At 35.9% G+C, this 16869-nt stretch carries 9 protein-coding genes; all 9 read right to left on the reverse strand.

Going from position 1 to position 16869, the window contains the following annotated elements; translation table 11 throughout:
• Window positions 1–14: 14 nt before the first annotated feature.
• On the reverse strand, window positions 15–2147 hold the full coding sequence (locus tag BUB25_RS03115) for a glycoside hydrolase family 172 protein (RefSeq protein ID WP_072939850.1): 2133 nt from the start codon (window positions 2145–2147) through the stop codon (window positions 15–17).
• Window positions 2148–2226: 79 nt separating this feature from the next.
• Window positions 2227–4440 carry a NosD domain-containing protein gene (locus tag BUB25_RS03120; protein ID WP_072939853.1) on the reverse strand — a complete coding sequence of 738 codons (2214 nt, stop codon included), beginning with the start codon at window positions 4438–4440 and terminating at the stop codon, window positions 2227–2229.
• Window positions 4441–4484: 44 nt separating this feature from the next.
• A complete protein-coding gene (locus BUB25_RS03125) occupies window positions 4485–5576 on the reverse strand; it encodes a hypothetical protein (protein ID WP_072939856.1) in 1092 nt (363 codons plus the stop codon).
• Between the two features lie 126 nt (window positions 5577–5702).
• A complete protein-coding gene (locus BUB25_RS03130; protein ID WP_072939859.1) occupies window positions 5703–6131 on the reverse strand; it encodes a hypothetical protein in 429 nt (142 codons plus the stop codon).
• Between the two features lie 36 nt (window positions 6132–6167).
• On the reverse strand, window positions 6168–7667 hold the full coding sequence (locus BUB25_RS03135) for a hypothetical protein (RefSeq protein WP_072939862.1): 1500 nt from the start codon (window positions 7665–7667) through the stop codon (window positions 6168–6170).
• Window positions 7668–7677: 10 nt separating this feature from the next.
• On the reverse strand, window positions 7678–10656 hold the full coding sequence (locus tag BUB25_RS03140; RefSeq protein WP_072939864.1) for a SusC/RagA family TonB-linked outer membrane protein: 2979 nt from the start codon (window positions 10654–10656) through the stop codon (window positions 7678–7680).
• A 243-nt stretch (window positions 10657–10899) separates the two neighbouring features.
• Window positions 10900–12906: a beta-L-arabinofuranosidase domain-containing protein gene (locus tag BUB25_RS03145; RefSeq protein WP_072939867.1), complete on the reverse strand. Its 2007-nt coding sequence runs from the start codon at window positions 12904–12906 to the stop codon at window positions 10900–10902.
• A 1-nt stretch (window position 12907) separates the two neighbouring features.
• Complete coding sequence (locus BUB25_RS03150) at window positions 12908–14929, reverse strand: beta-L-arabinofuranosidase domain-containing protein (RefSeq protein ID WP_072939870.1); 2022 nt, start codon at window positions 14927–14929, stop codon at window positions 12908–12910.
• A gap of 28 nt (window positions 14930–14957) precedes the next feature.
• Entirely contained in the window at window positions 14958–16814 is a 1857-nt protein-coding gene (locus BUB25_RS03155) for a glycoside hydrolase family 127 protein (RefSeq protein ID WP_072939873.1), read from the reverse strand.
• Between the last annotated feature and the right edge of the window lie 55 nt (window positions 16815–16869).

Genomic DNA, 16869 nt, shown 5'->3' on the forward strand with positions numbered 1-16869 from the left:
TTAGATTTTATTAATTATTTTATTTTATTTCCAAATAAAAGTTGGTCAAAACCAAATTCTACAGTATTTGTTTTACTTGGTGGAACATCGATAACTTCAACAAGAATTTTGTTCTTTCCTTTGTTTAATTTTACAAAACCAAGATCAATAGTCCTAAGCATCGTTTTTTCACCTGCCAGATCTAGAATTACTTTTTTATTATTTAGAGTAAACCTGAATTTTCCAGAGTTATTTCGAATGGTAAAGACAGCATTAGTTTGTAGAGTAGCTTTTGTATTTGAAACAAAACCAAAACTTAATTTATCTCCCTTTTTTGCACTAGACCAATTCGCTTCCATATTATCAGCCCAACCATATTTTTCACTATTGTCATAAGCAAAATCACCACCGGAGGCCTTTTCAAAAATCATGCTTTCCGCTTGAATACTAGTCGGTTTATTGGCATTATCATACTCGACTTCAGGCGAAATAATATCCGTACGTTTTATGGCAACGGCACCTTTTGCACCTTCTATGTCGGGATTACTATTAGGATCTTTACTACCTCTGAGATAATAAAAACAAACCGGGGCAAAATTAATTGTAGCACGTGTCCAATGCCACATTTCCATATCAAATTTAAAGCTTGTTTTAAAAGGAATGGCATCGAGTGAGCGATAACGTGAATTCACGGTATAGCCAGGTACAAAATTGCCACTCCCATCAGGTTGTGCTATAAAAGGGTGATTTATTATCTTCTCTGGACGACACCATGCATAACCATAATAATCTTCGGTACCAGTTCCGATGTGTGAAGGAAATTTTTCACCATCTACATATATTTTTTCGTCGCCCTCTCCCCACCATGCATAAACCGTATTGAACAGAGTAACAGCATCCCCAACATACACTCCTTTTCCAGAAAGTGTAACATAGTTGATGTCGAATGGCGATCCAGCCAAACCTGAATTATTTTTCATTTCACCTGTTTTTAGATGATGGAATTCTTTCCAATATGCACCAAAATACATGCTGCTCTCGTCCCACTTCCAAGAGCCCACTTCAATTTCGCCCTCGCTTACTTCAACAATTTGGTCGCCCAAGTTTGTTAAACTTAATGTACAATTTTTTTCGAACGGCATTACCCACCACGCTGACAATAAACCATCTTTACTAACCTCGGTATACCAAGTGTTTATTTCACGTATTTGATAACCTGTTCCAAAAAAATCTCCCACTGGACACCAAACAGAGGTCGATGCCTTTTTGTTTTCTATATCATCGTATGTAATATTAAGAACAGTGCTACGCAAGGCTTGTTCAAGATTTTTAGCGGCTAATTTGATGCTAATTTTACGAATAGCTTTTGATCCATTGAAAGAAATGCTTAGTTTATCATTCGGTTTAATTTTGCCAACTATCTTGTGTTTTTCTGTTGGAACAGAAATGGTTTTATTTAATTGAGCTAATTTATTTTCAGTAGCATTTCTTGCTGTCTGTGCTTTATTCTTTTGTTCTGATGAATAGCTAATGATTTCTGAACCCTTCTCATACGTACGGTAATTTATATTATAATAAACAGCTTCTCCTTTTTTTGCACCTGCATCTGTTATATTATCTGACTGGTATGTTACTTTACAATGTTTTGCATAAGGTATCGGAAAATATAAATTATGCCCTCTCATTTCATATTTAGTCAAAGTAGATACAGAAGTAGCCAAAGGACTATTTGCAATCTTTTCTCCACTTAATATATCCATTGCTCCACCTTCGATTGCCGGAATAGTGTCATTATCGATATAAATCCTCAAAATACCCTTCCCACAATCTTTCCCCGCAAATGTCATCCAAAATCTAACAATCGATCCCGGACCATTACTATCCATCATTACATATTCCTTTCTATCTCCATGCTGTTCTGTACGGATAAACATGGAACGATCCCAGTTAGCAAACCAGCCTTCCTTCTCTGGTGAAACTGTAGCTCTATCGTAGCTACTGAACTGAGCACAAGTATAATTTTGCTCTGGAAAACGCGCAAGATTATCTCTGTCTACCATTTCATTAAGCAAACTATCAATGCTAATAATTTTATTTCCAACTAACATCTTGAATGACATCAAAACGACTAAAAGAATCGGTAACAATAAAAAGTATGATTTTTTCATTTAATAGATTTAAAAATTAAGGTATTCAAATTCCCTAATGCAGGTTAACTATTCAAACTATATTTAAAAAAAGGGAAAATTATTTTTTTTGTGTCGGTGCAAAATAAAAATTCAACAAATCATAATTACCATACTGCATACGCTCGATGCGTATAGTATGTGTTCCTTTGGTTAGCCGAATTTTCGCTTCATGATAATAATCTGCATCATACACTAATTGGGATAAATCGTCTATATTAATTACCATTTTATCATCCACATAAACTTTTACAGCATAGGCAACTGAAATCCCAAGTGTATAATTCTCTTCATTAGGCGTGGAAACTTTAGTTGTTGCAATCTCCACATAATTTTCTGTAGAAAGATCCTTGTACGTTTTATCATTTTTCCACAAATCGGTTTGTAATTCTTTGAATACCCCCGTTTTTATTGGTTTTTGCTGCAATAACTTCTGGTATGCTTCAGGCTGTTTGATAGGGTCATTAGTATCATTTATTTTATACCATTTCAGTTCCCAAGGAGTATGCAACTCAAATTTTTTATACGAAAAGACTACCGGCTTTCCTTCCGAGTGCATCTCTCCAAATTCCGATATAAATTTTTCACCCGTATATTCCAAATCAATCAGAATATCCGTTATGGCTTCGCTACTATCTTCTTTTTGGACTATCATTTGTGCTGGAATTGAGCCCTTATTTTCTGAAATAATCTTTACGCCTTTTGCCTTTTTCAATTTCCAATTTCCTTTTGGTCCCATTACGTCAAAATATATTTTGCCATCGCTATCCGTCTTTGTCCACCAAATCATTGGATAACTAAAATTATAAGGTCCCCATTCCGTCATCATCATCGCTTTTCTGCCTTTTGGAAAACCTTTGGGCAACATCGTGTTCATGCCTTCTGCTATTGGTTTAGGAGCATAGGACAAAATAGTTGCTGCGTCTTGGACTGGCGATGCTATTAAATCGTTATTAAAAAAATTCATTTTTTCGACACCAACATCGGCATTCATCAACTTTGCATTTCCTAAAAAATAATTATCAGCGATATTCAAACGCTTAGTGTTTCTGATAGAAAAAACATTTTTTGAATGCTCAAAACTATTTTTTGTGATTTGGTAGTCCATACTATGTACATCCCTATTTTTGTTGTAGCCTAAAGTAGTGTCTATTTTTTCACTTGCCCACAAATTAATGGCGAGGCCTTCTCTTTGAAATCTGTTTTGTGAAATCCTATTATTCTGTCCATGTTCTATGGCAATGCCTTCCATATTATCGGCAAAGTCGTTGCCAATAATATTCGTTTCGTAACTATATCCACCCCAAATCCCATGCCAACAGCCGTGCATGATGTTATTGACAACATTGTTTCGACTAAATGTAATTTCAACCCCATTTGTTGGGGCGAAAGAAAAATCATTACCATACAATAAGTTGTCATTACATCCTCCTGTGCCATTATCCAGAGTTGTTTTTCCTGGCCACATAAAGAATCCATCACCAGAATGTGTCACTGAATTATAAGCAAAAACATTATTGTTGCATTGTTGAAATATTAATATTCCAGCAGAATCCTGTCCTCGGTAATAAAAACCATCGCTCATACCACGCACATTCCAATCTACTTTATTATGCATCACTTTGTTTTTACTACTACGGTAAAACCCGATCCCAATCCCTGTATTGAAAGAAAAATTATTATTGTAAATAATTGCGTCATTACAAGAAGACATCATCAGTCCACATTGGCCGTTTGATATTGTGTTATTAAAAATGGTTGCTCTATTGCAATTACTCAAATAAATACCTGCTCCAAAACGAAGCCACTCATCCTTTTCATTGTTATGATAACTTTGCCAATCACTGTAATCCTCACGCTCACGAGTACTTTTCAAATGTTGGCGAAAATTGTAACTGAAATCATTATTACTAAGCTTCAATGCATCAGAATTTTGCGCCATTACAGCTACTTTGTATCCTTTAATGACAGCATTTTTCAGCGTTACATTGTTACCTTTTATCAATATGGCCAAGCCTTTAAATTCATCCGGGAAAGCTTTATTATTGCTACCGCACAGTTCTGCACCATTAAAATCAATAGTGATATTGTTGCCTTCAACCACAATAACAGGACTAGACAAAGAAGACTCAGCCTCTATGAAATAAACGCCCTCTTTGATGGTTGTAGACTTGGTTATGCGCATACCTTTTGTGAGTGGCGTTTTAGCAACTGACGCGGTAGCAAAAAATAAAGTCAATACCGTAATGGTAAATATTTGATTGATGTATTTCATAAAAAAAGTTTCATCATTATCTGATGATTAAAAAAAATAACGTTTTATTTTTTTACTTTCTTGTTTAATTTGTTCTCTAATTGAACGGCTTCATTATAATTGACAACATAATGCCACCAGTTGTTTAACTTTCCATCCTTTGGACTAACTCCTTTAAAATTGGGAATGTGTTTATACCACCATTCCATATAACCCAAGTGACTACAATCCCACTCACTACAATCAACAGTACGTGGGTTTTCATCGGTGATATTTGGAAAGAAAGCCCAATTGTCAGCATATGTTTCTACCTTGGTTTTATTAGCCCAATTATAGTCTTTTTCACCATTAGGAGGAAAATGGATGTTTCCAATATGAGATTTTCCTGGATTGAACTTGTTGTAGTTTTTTACATAACCAGCATATCTTTCCCAAGGGGTTAATTCGGATACATTTGATTTTTTGTCATAGTCCCACCAACCATAAACTTTCATCATGGTTGATTCAAAACGGTGACCATAACTTTCAAGAGCACAAGCCAAATCTCTCTCGTAGTTTAATCCCATAATTGACAACAATTCTTTACAATTTGCATCGGTAGTTGGTTCGGAATTTATCCAAAAGGCTCCATCTCCCATCATATTCGACTCTGCCATTCCGCCATAAGGGAAACTCCAAACCCATACTTCATTTATTTTTCCTTCATCACGTTTTTTGTCAAAACCATAATGTGCAGCAAAGGCTTTGTAATCGAACCCTGTTTCTTGTTCTTTTAGGGTTTTCCAATTAGGTTCTTTCATCAACTCAATTACTCTGGCTTCGGTAAGCATTTCGCCTGATTTTCTTAAAAATGTAAAATAATCTTTGGCGTCAATAATTTCAACTACTTGATAGTCGATAGTACCACCACTCACTTTTTCCAAAGTAGCTTCGTAATCTTTGTTTAATTGGAATGGATCACCCCATACACGAGATTCATAGTTAGGTGTTCTGAGTACTTCGTGCATTCTTTTTCCATTTATTATGGGGTCTTGAATGACTACGGCAACTTTAACCACTATTTTAGCTGCCTTTGGCAATGTTTTTTGTTGATTTTGGGCATTCAAATTGGGGGCAAAAAGAAGTGCTATTAATCCTATTTTATAGATAGATTTCATATTTTTTTTAATTAAGCCCAACTGTTATTTGTTATTCTAACTGTTGGGCTATGTAATTATTACATACATTGGGTGTATCCGTCTATTAGACAATAAAGTCAAGAGATCGGACAATCCATAATATGCCTATTGAATGTTAACCCATTGCCAAGTTTCACCATCGGTCATGTTGATGTAGGTACTGGTAAGTGTTCCACTTTTCAAGTTATCTGCAGATTTAGCAGAGAAGTGTAATTTCCCTCCGCGTGGTTGACCTGCAGCTGGTTCAGGAAAAATCTGCAGAAGTTCTGCATTGGTAAGTTTTACAGATCCCGTAGCATCTGATTGCTTCGTGAAAGACGAAGGAGTCATTACCGTACCATCGGCTGGATTTATTTTAGAAATCACAACCGTTGCATTTGTACTTCTAACATTCTGATTACCACCAACGTAGACAATAACATTCACTGAAGGAGGAGTAACAGATATAGTTTCAAAATCTACATCTCGATCACATGAAGTTAAAAGCACCAATGTCATGAAAAATAAAACGATGCTGTTGATTATTTTTTTCATATCTAAATTTATTTAAAAATGTTTTTATTAAAAGAATTACATCGGGTTGTTAGCACCAAATGTGTAAACTGTTTGCCCATGTGAAATAAGTTCGGGTGCAGGTATTGGAAAGTGAAACACTGTTCCTGGCAATAATGTTCCTGTACGACGTTTGTCGAAGAACCCTAATTGTGGCCATACCATATCACATTCTACATAACGCTCGTAAAATATTTTATCCAATAAATCAGTATCTGAATCTGTTGCTGCTGGCAAATTACCTAATGTCACCCTTGAATTATTAATGTAAGCTGCAGAACCTGATTGATTAAGACGTACTTTAGCTTCAGCCAAATACAAATCATTCTCCGCTTTCAAGAAATGATCAACAGAACCAGACTCATTTTGTACTACATCAAAATAACGTGTGTATTTATATTCAGACATGATAAAAGTTCCATAACCTGGACGTGTGGCACGAGTAAATCCAAACCATCTTCCTAAATCATCGTCATTTGAAAAATATTTACCCAATCTTGTGTCTGGACAATTCGTGATTGGTGCCATGCGTGTTACACCATTAGGGAAAGGATATGCTGAGTTTGGATCATTCGGAGCCATTAGGTTTAAAAGCCACTGACTTGCTCTAATCCATTGCATGTTGTGCAAAGCAAAATAGTTCATACCCTCATCACGAGTCATTACTTTTCCTCTCCATCCTTGTTTGTACTCAACAGAGAAATCTTCTTGCAACCCTTTTTGAGCATACTGCTCTACTTTAGCCCAATCCGTTTGAGTATTTTCAGCAGGTGTACGAGCATTGTTTACTAAAAAACGTGCCGCCATTGAATTAGCAAACTGAAGCAGTGATGCTTTATTGAAGGTTTTTCCAGGAATTATTTCGCTATTATCTTCATCTATTGGATCTGCTTGAATTATTGCAATTGCTTTATCAAGTTGTCCTATTGCAAAAGCCATAACTTCTTTATATGATTTTGTATTGGCAACATAATCAAATGTAACCGCATCATCTTCATCTGTAAATAAATAGGCTTTATCATACAGCATCGCAATATTGCCATACAATAATGCTTGTATGATCAAGTTGTGTGCTTTAACACGTTGAGTATAATCTTTACCATTCAAAACTACCTTATAGGAAGGATCCCTTAGTTGTTTTGCCAATACCATCGTGCTCCCCACAGCAGTGTAATAATTGTACCATGCACCAAAATTGATGATGATAACAGGGTCTGGAGTTGCACCGTTAAACAAGTCTTGACGTGGACGGAACCACATTGTACCTGAACCCCATCCTGGTGTACCTGCTTGATACAGCTCTGCACAAGCAAAACCTATGGTTGGGCTGGCGGCTATCGACCCATTGTACCAAGTGTTGTATCCATTACTAAGCAAAGAGAAAGACTCTTCAGGAGCATACATGGCCTTAATGCCGGGTAAATTCTCATTTGTTTTGTCAAGACTTTCAAAATCACTGCATGAAGTGAAATTGAATATGGCAATTACAGCCAGTAGTATTACATTAAATTTTTTCATAATTATCTAATTAAAACGTTATAGTAAGTGCCCCACTTATTAATCTTGGTGAAGGATAGCGATTGTTGCTATCAAATTTAAAGGTACTTGCATCCACACCACCTTGGCTTGCTCCTGTTTCTGGATCAAATCCTGGGTATTCTGTCAATGTCAACAAGTTGCGACCAATTAAGTTAAAGCGAATGTTTTGTATAAATTTCCAACTATCTATTTTGAAATCATACGATAATGAAACTTCACGAAGCTTTACAAATGTAGCATCATATACTAACGCATCATTATCCCAACCTAACAATCCACTGTATTGTCCACCATTAGCATAGTAAGTCGATGATTTAACTTCGTTAGATGGTTTTCCTGATTGATCAAATAATTTAGGTTCTGTTTGGTAACGAACAGAGTGATTGTACATGTAACCTCCTTGTTGCCAACTCCATAAAGTATAAAATGTAAATTTCTTGTATGAAAGAGTTGTATTGAAGTTCATAGTAAAGTCAGGAGTCGTGTTTATTGAGGCAACAGGTAGTGCAATACCTTTGTCATCCGTTACTTTTATAGGAGTTTCAGCTGTTGTGCCTATTGTGTTGCGTTTAACCACATAACCTTGGTTATTGATAACAAATATGTCATTTACAGAAGAACCAGCAGGAACCTGATTAGTAACCTCGTCTAAACTGTGTGCAAACTTATCCAGTAAAAGTGTTCCAAAAGCGACACCTTCCTTGATAATAAAACGAGTTCCATCAATAAAATAAGGAGTTGCGTTTAATTTCGTAACTGTTTGAGTATAGGTATCAAATGTTGTTCTTAAATCAAGATTCCAATCTTTGTTACTTAAAACATTGTAGTTTAAAGATGCTTCAAACGTATTTGATTTCATCGCAGCAGCATTTTGCCATTGAAAAGCTGCACCAGAAAGAGGGCTAACCGGAACTTTAAGTATCAAATCCGTGTTATTTGCTATGGAGTAGTTAAGACTCATAGTGAATTTTTTCAAGAAACTAATGTCTGTTCCAATTTCCCATTCTTTAGAAAATGATGGTTTTAAATTAGAATTACCCAATGTTTCTTGGCTACCTGTAACTCCTTGATTAAGAGCAAATGTTTCGTAGATTGCTCCGTAAGGAGGTCTTAAACCTGCTGTTCCATAAGATGTTCTAAATTTCCATTCGTCAATACCATTTATTTTAAAATCTTCGGTAATACGCCATGCTCCTGATAAACGATAGAAATTTTGCCATCTCACGTCTGGTCCAAACAATGAAGAAGCATCTCTACGGATCAATCCATCAAAAATATATTTTCCTTTGTAATCTACTGCCGAGATTAATGAATAATTATAGGCATTTGTTAACACAATTGAAGAATTTACCGAAGGTATTGAACCAGCATTAAGTGTAGTCAAATCGAAACCACCAAGCGCTAAATTTGAAGCCGAACCTGATATATCTCTGTAATCTGATGATTCGTATAAAAACTGGGCTTTAGTTACAGTATTAAAATTACCAAATGTTTTGGTATATGCACCATCAAACGAGATATTTTTATCTACATTTTCATACATAGATCTGGCAATATAACCATTACCTTCGACTAGATTATAGTTTAACATTCCTTTTGGTTGCATGTAGAATGATGATCCATTAGATCTAATAGAACCGTAAGATGCGATAAATTTTAATTCATTCGAGAAATCGTAAACAAGACTAAAGAATGATTGCAACATCTTGTTTGAAGATTCATTTTTAGTCTTACTTATGGTGTAAAGAGGATTTACTTGACCGTCTGAAAATGTATTAACATTTACGAGATATGGAGATCCGTCGGCATTTGGAAGATTTAAATCCGCATTTGGATCTGAACGTAATAATGCTCCAAATATGTCACCTTGAACACCTTCTGTTTTAAATGAAGAGTGAAAATTTGATGTTTTCAAAGTTAAATTAGGCAATATTTTATAATCCAAGTTTAACTTTAAGTTATTGCGTTCTAATCCATCAACCATCTTTACAATTCCTTCTTCACGAGAGTTTTGAACTGATGCATACATCGACAATTTGTTGTCGTTTGAATTTCCTCTTATTCCAATGTAGTTCGTTAGAAACCCTCCTGGGTTAAAAAATTGATTAACGTGGTCGTAAGTTTTTGGATATAAATTATCATAAATTTGGTCTGGAGACACATTCGTGGTAACAACTCCATTATTAATGATACGGTTAGTTGATTTTGATTGTTCAGGAACAAATCCTAAAGTATTTTGACCAAACTCTGATCTAACATTAACCTCAACATTACCGGCTGCCAATGAAGAACCACGTTTTGTTGTTATGTTAACAACTCCATTCGCTGCACGAGAACCGTACAAAGAGGATGCTGCAGCACCTTTTAAAACCTCAATTGAAGCAATATCATCTGAACTAATATTCAATTCAGCTCCCAAAACACCATCAATAATAATTAATGGACTAGATCCACCCGTGATTGATTTTGCTCCTCTTAATTGAACATCGAAACCTGAACCTGGAGCTCCACCTCTAGGAACTAGTTTAACGCCTGGCATTTTTCCCAACATTGCCGTAGCTGCATCATTTGCAGGAACTTGCTTTAGTTGTTTTTCTGTTAACTTTTCAATTGAAAAACCCAGTTTTTTTACCGAAGTTCCCTTGGCAACCCCTGTAACAATTATTTCGTCCAAAGTACTAGCACTGGTTGTCAATACAATAGTACCCAAAGCTTGGCCCGTGCACACAATTTCTTTGTTCGAAAATCCAATGGATGAAATAACAAGGGTTTGATTTTTTTGTACAGAAATAGCAAATTTTCCGTCAATGTCTGTAGAAACGCCACTAGTAGTACCTTTGACAACAATATTAACACCAGGAATTGGCACTTTATTTTCGTCAACTACCGTACCTTTTACACTCACCTGTTGCGCATACATATTTATGGCAAATAGAGCAAATAAAATAAATTTAATTTTTTTAAACATAATTATCTCTTTTATTTATTTAAATAATAATTTTGATATTTTGTAGCACTACGCCCAAACCAATATCAAGCCTTTAAAACATACAATTCTGATCAAACGAAATCAAAGTGCTGTTCTTAATTTGTTTCTTAGTAGTTCATTTTTTTTTCATATTTGGTTTTAGTTATTTGGTTATTAATTAGTTAGGTATCTTTTATAAATATTTGTAATAGTGTTTTTTATATGCATATAAGATTCTGAAAATCAACGCACTGGAAATTCCGTGATTCTCAATTTCGTACAACCAAAAGGGATTAACTGAATTACTTCCTCTTCATCGGACAGCTTATCGCCAATTTGTGAAAAATACTGGATAGGGCCAGGAGATCCTTTGTATTCTCCCCAGGGCAGTCGTTTTGCTTTTATGCTTAACGTAATGGGTGCATCCTGCAATGTCCATGGATAAGCTGCTATTTCTGATTTTTGGGTTACCGTAACTGATTCTTGAAGCGTCTCTGGTTTCAAGTATTTATCTAGCAAACAGTAGTTCCAAGGCGAATCAGAAGTTATTTCGTGATAATTACCAAATTTGACTGGATCATTTTTTTGTACCCATTTTTCGTTCATTTTCAAGCCGTACAACAGCGGTCCTCTTTCTAGAACCGCTGCCCCATCAAACCAATAACTTACGGCCACTTTCATTGGAAAATTGACTACTAATTCATCTCCATTTTTCCAATTTCTGTTAATTTTTACAATTCTGTCAGCTTGAAATGATACTTCCATTTTTTTTCCATTCAACATGATTTCCGGATTTTCGCACCAATCTGGAACTCGAAGATGAAATGGAAAACTGCCCTGTTTTACTTTTTTGTCAACAAATTGAAATTTAAAATTTATGTTTTCTTTAAATGGATAATTAGTTGATTCGGTAATTTTTACACTCGTTCCGTTTGCCACTTTTGCCACTACTTCAGAAGGCGCATAAATTAATGCTGCAATACCATTGTCAGCTGTGGAATACCAAAGATTTTGAGTGAATTTAGGCCAGCCTTGGTGCATATTAGTAGTACAACAAGGGTATCCTGTAAGCAATCCCATCAAGTTATCGGTATTATTATGGGAGGTTACAAAATTCCTGGATTCCTTTGTCATTGAAATTTGATTAATCTGCTGATAGTATTGTCTTTCGTTAAAATCAGCACTAATTTGAGAAGGCAAAACATTGTATGTGATACGTTCCAGTTGATCCGCCCATTGAACATCTCCAGTGATTGCAAGCATATTTTCGAGTGAAAACATCATCTCTACAGCGGTACACAATTCAGAACCTTGTGTTGGATTTCCAAAACGCAACATTTCATCGGCAGCCCACAATCCTGTCGGGAAAGCAATTGTATGACGCATATCGTTTATTGCTTTTTTAGGAGCTAATGAATATTTTGAATCTGTATTGGCTTGGGAATATATCGTTGGTGCTTTGAAGCCTTGAGCCAAATTAACCCCGTGTGTGCTATGTTGACGTGACAAATCATTTCTATTCAAGAAAACATCTGTCCAATCAAACGTTTGTTTGTGAATCAATTCCCCTAAATCCAACAAGAATTTATCTCCTGTAACTGAATAAAGCCAATATACCACCATCAAGTTGTCGCCACCTCTTTGTTCTCCCCAAAAAGTCCATTTTCCTAAAGGATTTTTAGGCAATTCCGCCAATTGGTATTTGAAATAGTTGGTCAAAAAAGGAATTACCCTTTTGTCATTTGTTGCCGAATAATATTGTTGCATTATTTTCAACACTACCATTTTTGGCCACCAATCTTTTGCATTATCCCGTTGCAAACCAGGTTCTGGACCACGGTCAATCTCTGGTCCAAAATAGCCGCTTTCTTTTTGGGAGGCAAGAGTCCATTCTATCCAAGGCTGCACCTTATCAATTAATTTTTGGTCTTTCATAATGTAGGCCAATGGCAAAAGTCCATCTATCCAATAAGGTCCGCGCTCCCAAACATCTCCATCACCACCTAACCAGCCGTTACGGGAGCCAACCACTTTTGAATATTGAACATCCAAATTTCCAGACATCCCCACCACCATTCGTTTCATTTGTTCGTCCAGCCAACCCAAAGGTTTTATGGCACCAAGTGGTAATTCGACATAAGGCTTTGCCATCAATGGAGATCGATTGTTGGTATAATTAGGATTAAACGTTTCCTTTTGCGCCATTAATAATACTGGAAGCATTGTTAAAATGAATATTATTTTTTTCATATTAATTTCTTGTTATAGGAAATTCAGTAATTCTTAGAGTCGTACAGCCATATGGAATCAGGGTTATTTCTTCTTCAGGCTCCGTTTTTATCTGATACTGTACACTATAAGGCAAAGGGCCTGCAGAACCATTGTACATCTTCCACTCATTCATTCGCTTACCCTTTGCCCGTATTTCGATTGGAGCATTTTCAATATTCCAAGGATATTTATCGTTCTTGGGATGTTTAATAACCTGCAATTTTTTCTCAATGTTTTCTGGTTTTAAATCATTCTCCAAGAAGCAATAATTCCAAGGTGAGGTTGGTTTTACTTCATAGTACCAGTCACCATACCTTTCTCCAAATTTTTTGTCATCCATAACTTTATCCCATTTCTCACCTATTTTAAGAGCATACAACAAAGGTCCACGTTCCACTGCCGCTGATCCTTCATACCAATTGTCAACTTTTACTTTCATTGGCAGTTCTAATTCAACTACATCACTATTTTTCCATTCTCTAGCAATTTTGACAATGACACCTCCTTCAGATTCGCTCCATTTTTGACCATTTATTTTAACTGTGGCTTTAGAACACCAAGCAGGAATGCGCAAATGGAAAGGGAATGCAACAGATTTTGTCTTTTTATCAAGATTAATCGTGAATCGAATTGTTTCTTCGAAAGGATAATTAGTTTCCTCTTTGACATTTACCATTTTACCATTAGCCACTTTTATATTTGCACTACTTGGACCATAAACTAGGGCCGCAATTCCATTGTCTTCTGTTGCATACCAAAGGTTTTGAATGAACTTTGGCCAACCTTGATGCAAATTTGAAGTGCAACATGGATAACCATCCAACAATCCAAACAACTGGTCTGTTCCGTTGTAACATGTCACAAAGTTTCGATCTTGACGAGAAATTTCAACTTGGTTTAATTGTTGGTAATATTGTCGTGCATCACAATTGTCTGTAACTTGAGTCGGCAATGCGTTGAAAGTAATTCGTTCCAAATGGTCAGCCCATTGTACATCGCCCGTGATTTCGAGCATTTTTTCCAACGAGAACATCATTTCAACAGCGGTACATAGTTCTGATCCTTGGGTTGGATTCTGGGAGTGCAACATTTCGTCTGCACCATAAAGACCTGTAGGCCAGCCATGAGTGCGTCTAAGATCAAAAGCTCCTTTTTTTACTGATGCTATTTGCTTGGAATCCTGATTGCGTTGGTAGTAAATAATAGGTTCTTTAAATCCTTGCCCCAAATTAACTCCATGTAAACTCATTTGACTAGTTAACACTTCTCCATTAAGAAATACATTTGTATAATCATACGTTTGTTTGTGAATCAAGTCACCCAAATCCAGCAAGAATTTATCTCCAGTTATGGAATAAAGCCAATATACCACCATCAAGTTGTCACCTCCCCTTTCTTTACCCCAATCAGTCCATGTTCCAAGAGGATTTTTTGGCAATTCTTGCAATTGGTATTTGAAATAGTTGGTCAAAAACGGGATTACTCTCTTATCGTTTGTTGCAGAATAATATTGTTGCATTATTTTTAGCATTACCATTTTTGGCCACCAATCTTTTGCATTGTCACGTTGTAATCCAGCTTCTTTTGGACGATCCGTGTCAGGACCAAAATAGCCGCTTTCTTTCTGGGAGGAAAGAGTCCATTCTATCCAAGGTTGTACTTTGTCTATTAATTTTTGGTCTTTCATAATGTATGCCAATGGCAAAAGACCATCAATCCAGTATGGGCCGCGTTCCCAAACATCACCATCGCCACCCAGCCATCCATTACGGGAGCCAATTACTTTTGGGTACAGAACATCTAAATTTCCTGTCATTCCGTTGGCCATTTGTTTCAGCTGTTCTTGTAGCCAACCATTAGGTTTTATGGCGCCAAGCGGTAATTCGATATAAGGTTTTGTAACCAAAGGGAAACGATTGTTGGCATAATTAGCTTTAGCAGCCTCTTTTTGTGCCATCAATAGAACAGGGAACAGTGTTAAAATAAATATTATATTTTTCATTTTGTTGTGTTAATTGGTCTTCAAAAAATTAATTATTCTTGTAATCAATCCATACTTTCATTTTCCCTGCCTCTCTGTTGTCCCAAGAGTAATAAGGAATAAATTTTATCACATTTTTTGGATCCCCTACAGTTTTAATTTCCATAATACCTCCCAATAAATCAGGATTAAAAGTGGTTTCAAACTTTGTGTTTTCAGAAACACTTTCAAAACCAAAATTTGTTTTGTTGTCTATTTCTTCCAGACAATACACTAATGGCCCTCTTTGGATGGCTCTTTTTCCTAAGTTTTCTTTTACACGATCATCTGCTTTAACCACTTCAACTGGCATGTCCATCGAGATTCTAATTTCATCTCCTTTTTTCCATTCTTTTTTTAATACCGCATAACCATTTTCTACAACAGGATTCATTATTTCGGTTCCGTTTAATGAAAATGTATATTTTTTGCACCAAGAAGGAATTCTGAGTCTCATTTCTTTTTTCAAGGGAGATGACAAGGATTTAACAACAAGTTTCACGTCACCATTCCAAGGGAAATTAGTTTCTTGTTGCAAAACAACTTTGTTTTTCCCAACAGTAATATCTACCGAGCTGCCGATATATAAGTTTATCCAAATAGAATTATCCGATTTCCCATAAATATAATTGCCGACAGAAGGAATAAATCTTGAAATTTGACTTGGACAGCAAGCAGTTCCATACCAAGCTTTTCGGTGATGTTGCCCTTTGGAAGCCAGAGGATTTACATAGAAAAACTTATCTCCGGTAATGGAAACTCCTGCCAAAACTGCATTGTATAGAGATTTCTCCAGTACATCCATATATTTAGCATCTCCAGATGATTGGTTCATTCGAGAATTCCAGTAACACATTCCAACTGAAGCACATGTTTCACTATAGGCATCAAGGTTAGGCAAATCATAATCTTCAGTAAATCCTTCATTTGATTTTGAAGAGCCGATACCACCAGTAATGTACATATTTCGAAAAACAACATCATCCCATACAGAATTCAATGCATTGGAATATCTTGATTTTTCCTCTAGTTTTTCAACATCGGTCATACCTGAAAAAAGATACATACATCGTACAGCATGCCCAGAAATATCGGTAAGCTCAGCCACCGGCTTAACATCTTGGTAATATTTAACATCCCATTCTCCGTTGCCGCCCGTTGTTCCGTGTCCGTGTCCCCTTTCTTCCAGCAACCATTTCGAGAAATCTAAATACTTCTTGTTATTAGTAACATTATACAATTTCACCAAAGCCAATTCTATCTCTTCGTGTCCAGGAACCCAGTGGCGTTTTCCTTCTCCAAAAAGAGACATCATGTGATCTACCATCTTTTTTGAAACATTCAATAATTTTGTTTTTCCAGTTGCTTGATAATAAGCCACTCCGGCCTCAATAAGATGTCCAGCACAATACATTTCATGCTTATCCATATCAGTCCATCGCTTATCTAATCCTGTTAATGTATAGTATGTATTAATATAACCATCCTTTAATTGGGCACTTTCAATTTTAGCTATCCAATTATCAGCTGTTTTCTCTAATTTTGGGTCTGGATTATTAATCAAGGTGTATGCAATGCCTTCTAATGCCTTATATACATCCGAATCATCATAAAAAATACCGGAATGTTTTCCAGATCTTTTCCCCGCATTTTCAAAATTAGTGATGCGTCCTGTCTGGCTTTCGATTTGAGAAATACAGGTGCTCAACGTACTTGCTGCATGATTTTTCAGACGAGGTTGCCAAAAAGAATCGGTGATTTTTACTTTGGAAAAATTGATTGGTTCAATATGAACCTGTTTTCTCTTGGCTTGTCCAAAACCGCTTAAAGAAAGTAGCGTAATAAGTAATAACAGCGTATTTTTCATAATTTAATTCTGATTAATTGTAATTTTCGTTCTTTTTAAAATTAATATTTCCATT

It is taken from the genome of Flavobacterium granuli (assembly GCF_900129705.1).
GTDB classification, from domain to species: domain Bacteria; phylum Bacteroidota; class Bacteroidia; order Flavobacteriales; family Flavobacteriaceae; genus Flavobacterium; species Flavobacterium granuli.

What these genes read in the sequence shown, in the direction of transcription:
- BUB25_RS03140 (WP_072939864.1), bottom strand. Translation starts at nt 10,656, where the DNA reads ATGTTTAAAAAAATTAAATTTATTTTATTTGCTCTATTTGCCATAAAT.
- BUB25_RS03145 (WP_072939867.1), bottom strand. Translation starts at nt 12,906, where the DNA reads ATGAAAAAAATAATATTCATTTTAACAATGCTTCCAGTATTATTAATG.
- BUB25_RS03130 (WP_072939859.1), bottom strand. Translation starts at nt 6,131, where the DNA reads ATGAAAAAAATAATCAACAGCATCGTTTTATTTTTCATGACATTGGTG.
- BUB25_RS03120 (WP_072939853.1), bottom strand. Translation starts at nt 4,440, where the DNA reads ATGAAATACATCAATCAAATATTTACCATTACGGTATTGACTTTATTT.
- BUB25_RS03150 (WP_072939870.1), bottom strand. Translation starts at nt 14,929, where the DNA reads ATGAAAAATATAATATTTATTTTAACACTGTTCCCTGTTCTATTGATG.
- BUB25_RS03115 (WP_072939850.1), bottom strand. Translation starts at nt 2,147, where the DNA reads ATGAAAAAATCATACTTTTTATTGTTACCGATTCTTTTAGTCGTTTTG.
- BUB25_RS03125 (WP_072939856.1), bottom strand. Translation starts at nt 5,576, where the DNA reads ATGAAATCTATCTATAAAATAGGATTAATAGCACTTCTTTTTGCCCCC.
- BUB25_RS03155 (WP_072939873.1), bottom strand. Translation starts at nt 16,814, where the DNA reads ATGAAAAATACGCTGTTATTACTTATTACGCTACTTTCTTTAAGCGGT.
- BUB25_RS03135 (WP_072939862.1), bottom strand. Translation starts at nt 7,667, where the DNA reads ATGAAAAAATTTAATGTAATACTACTGGCTGTAATTGCCATATTCAAT.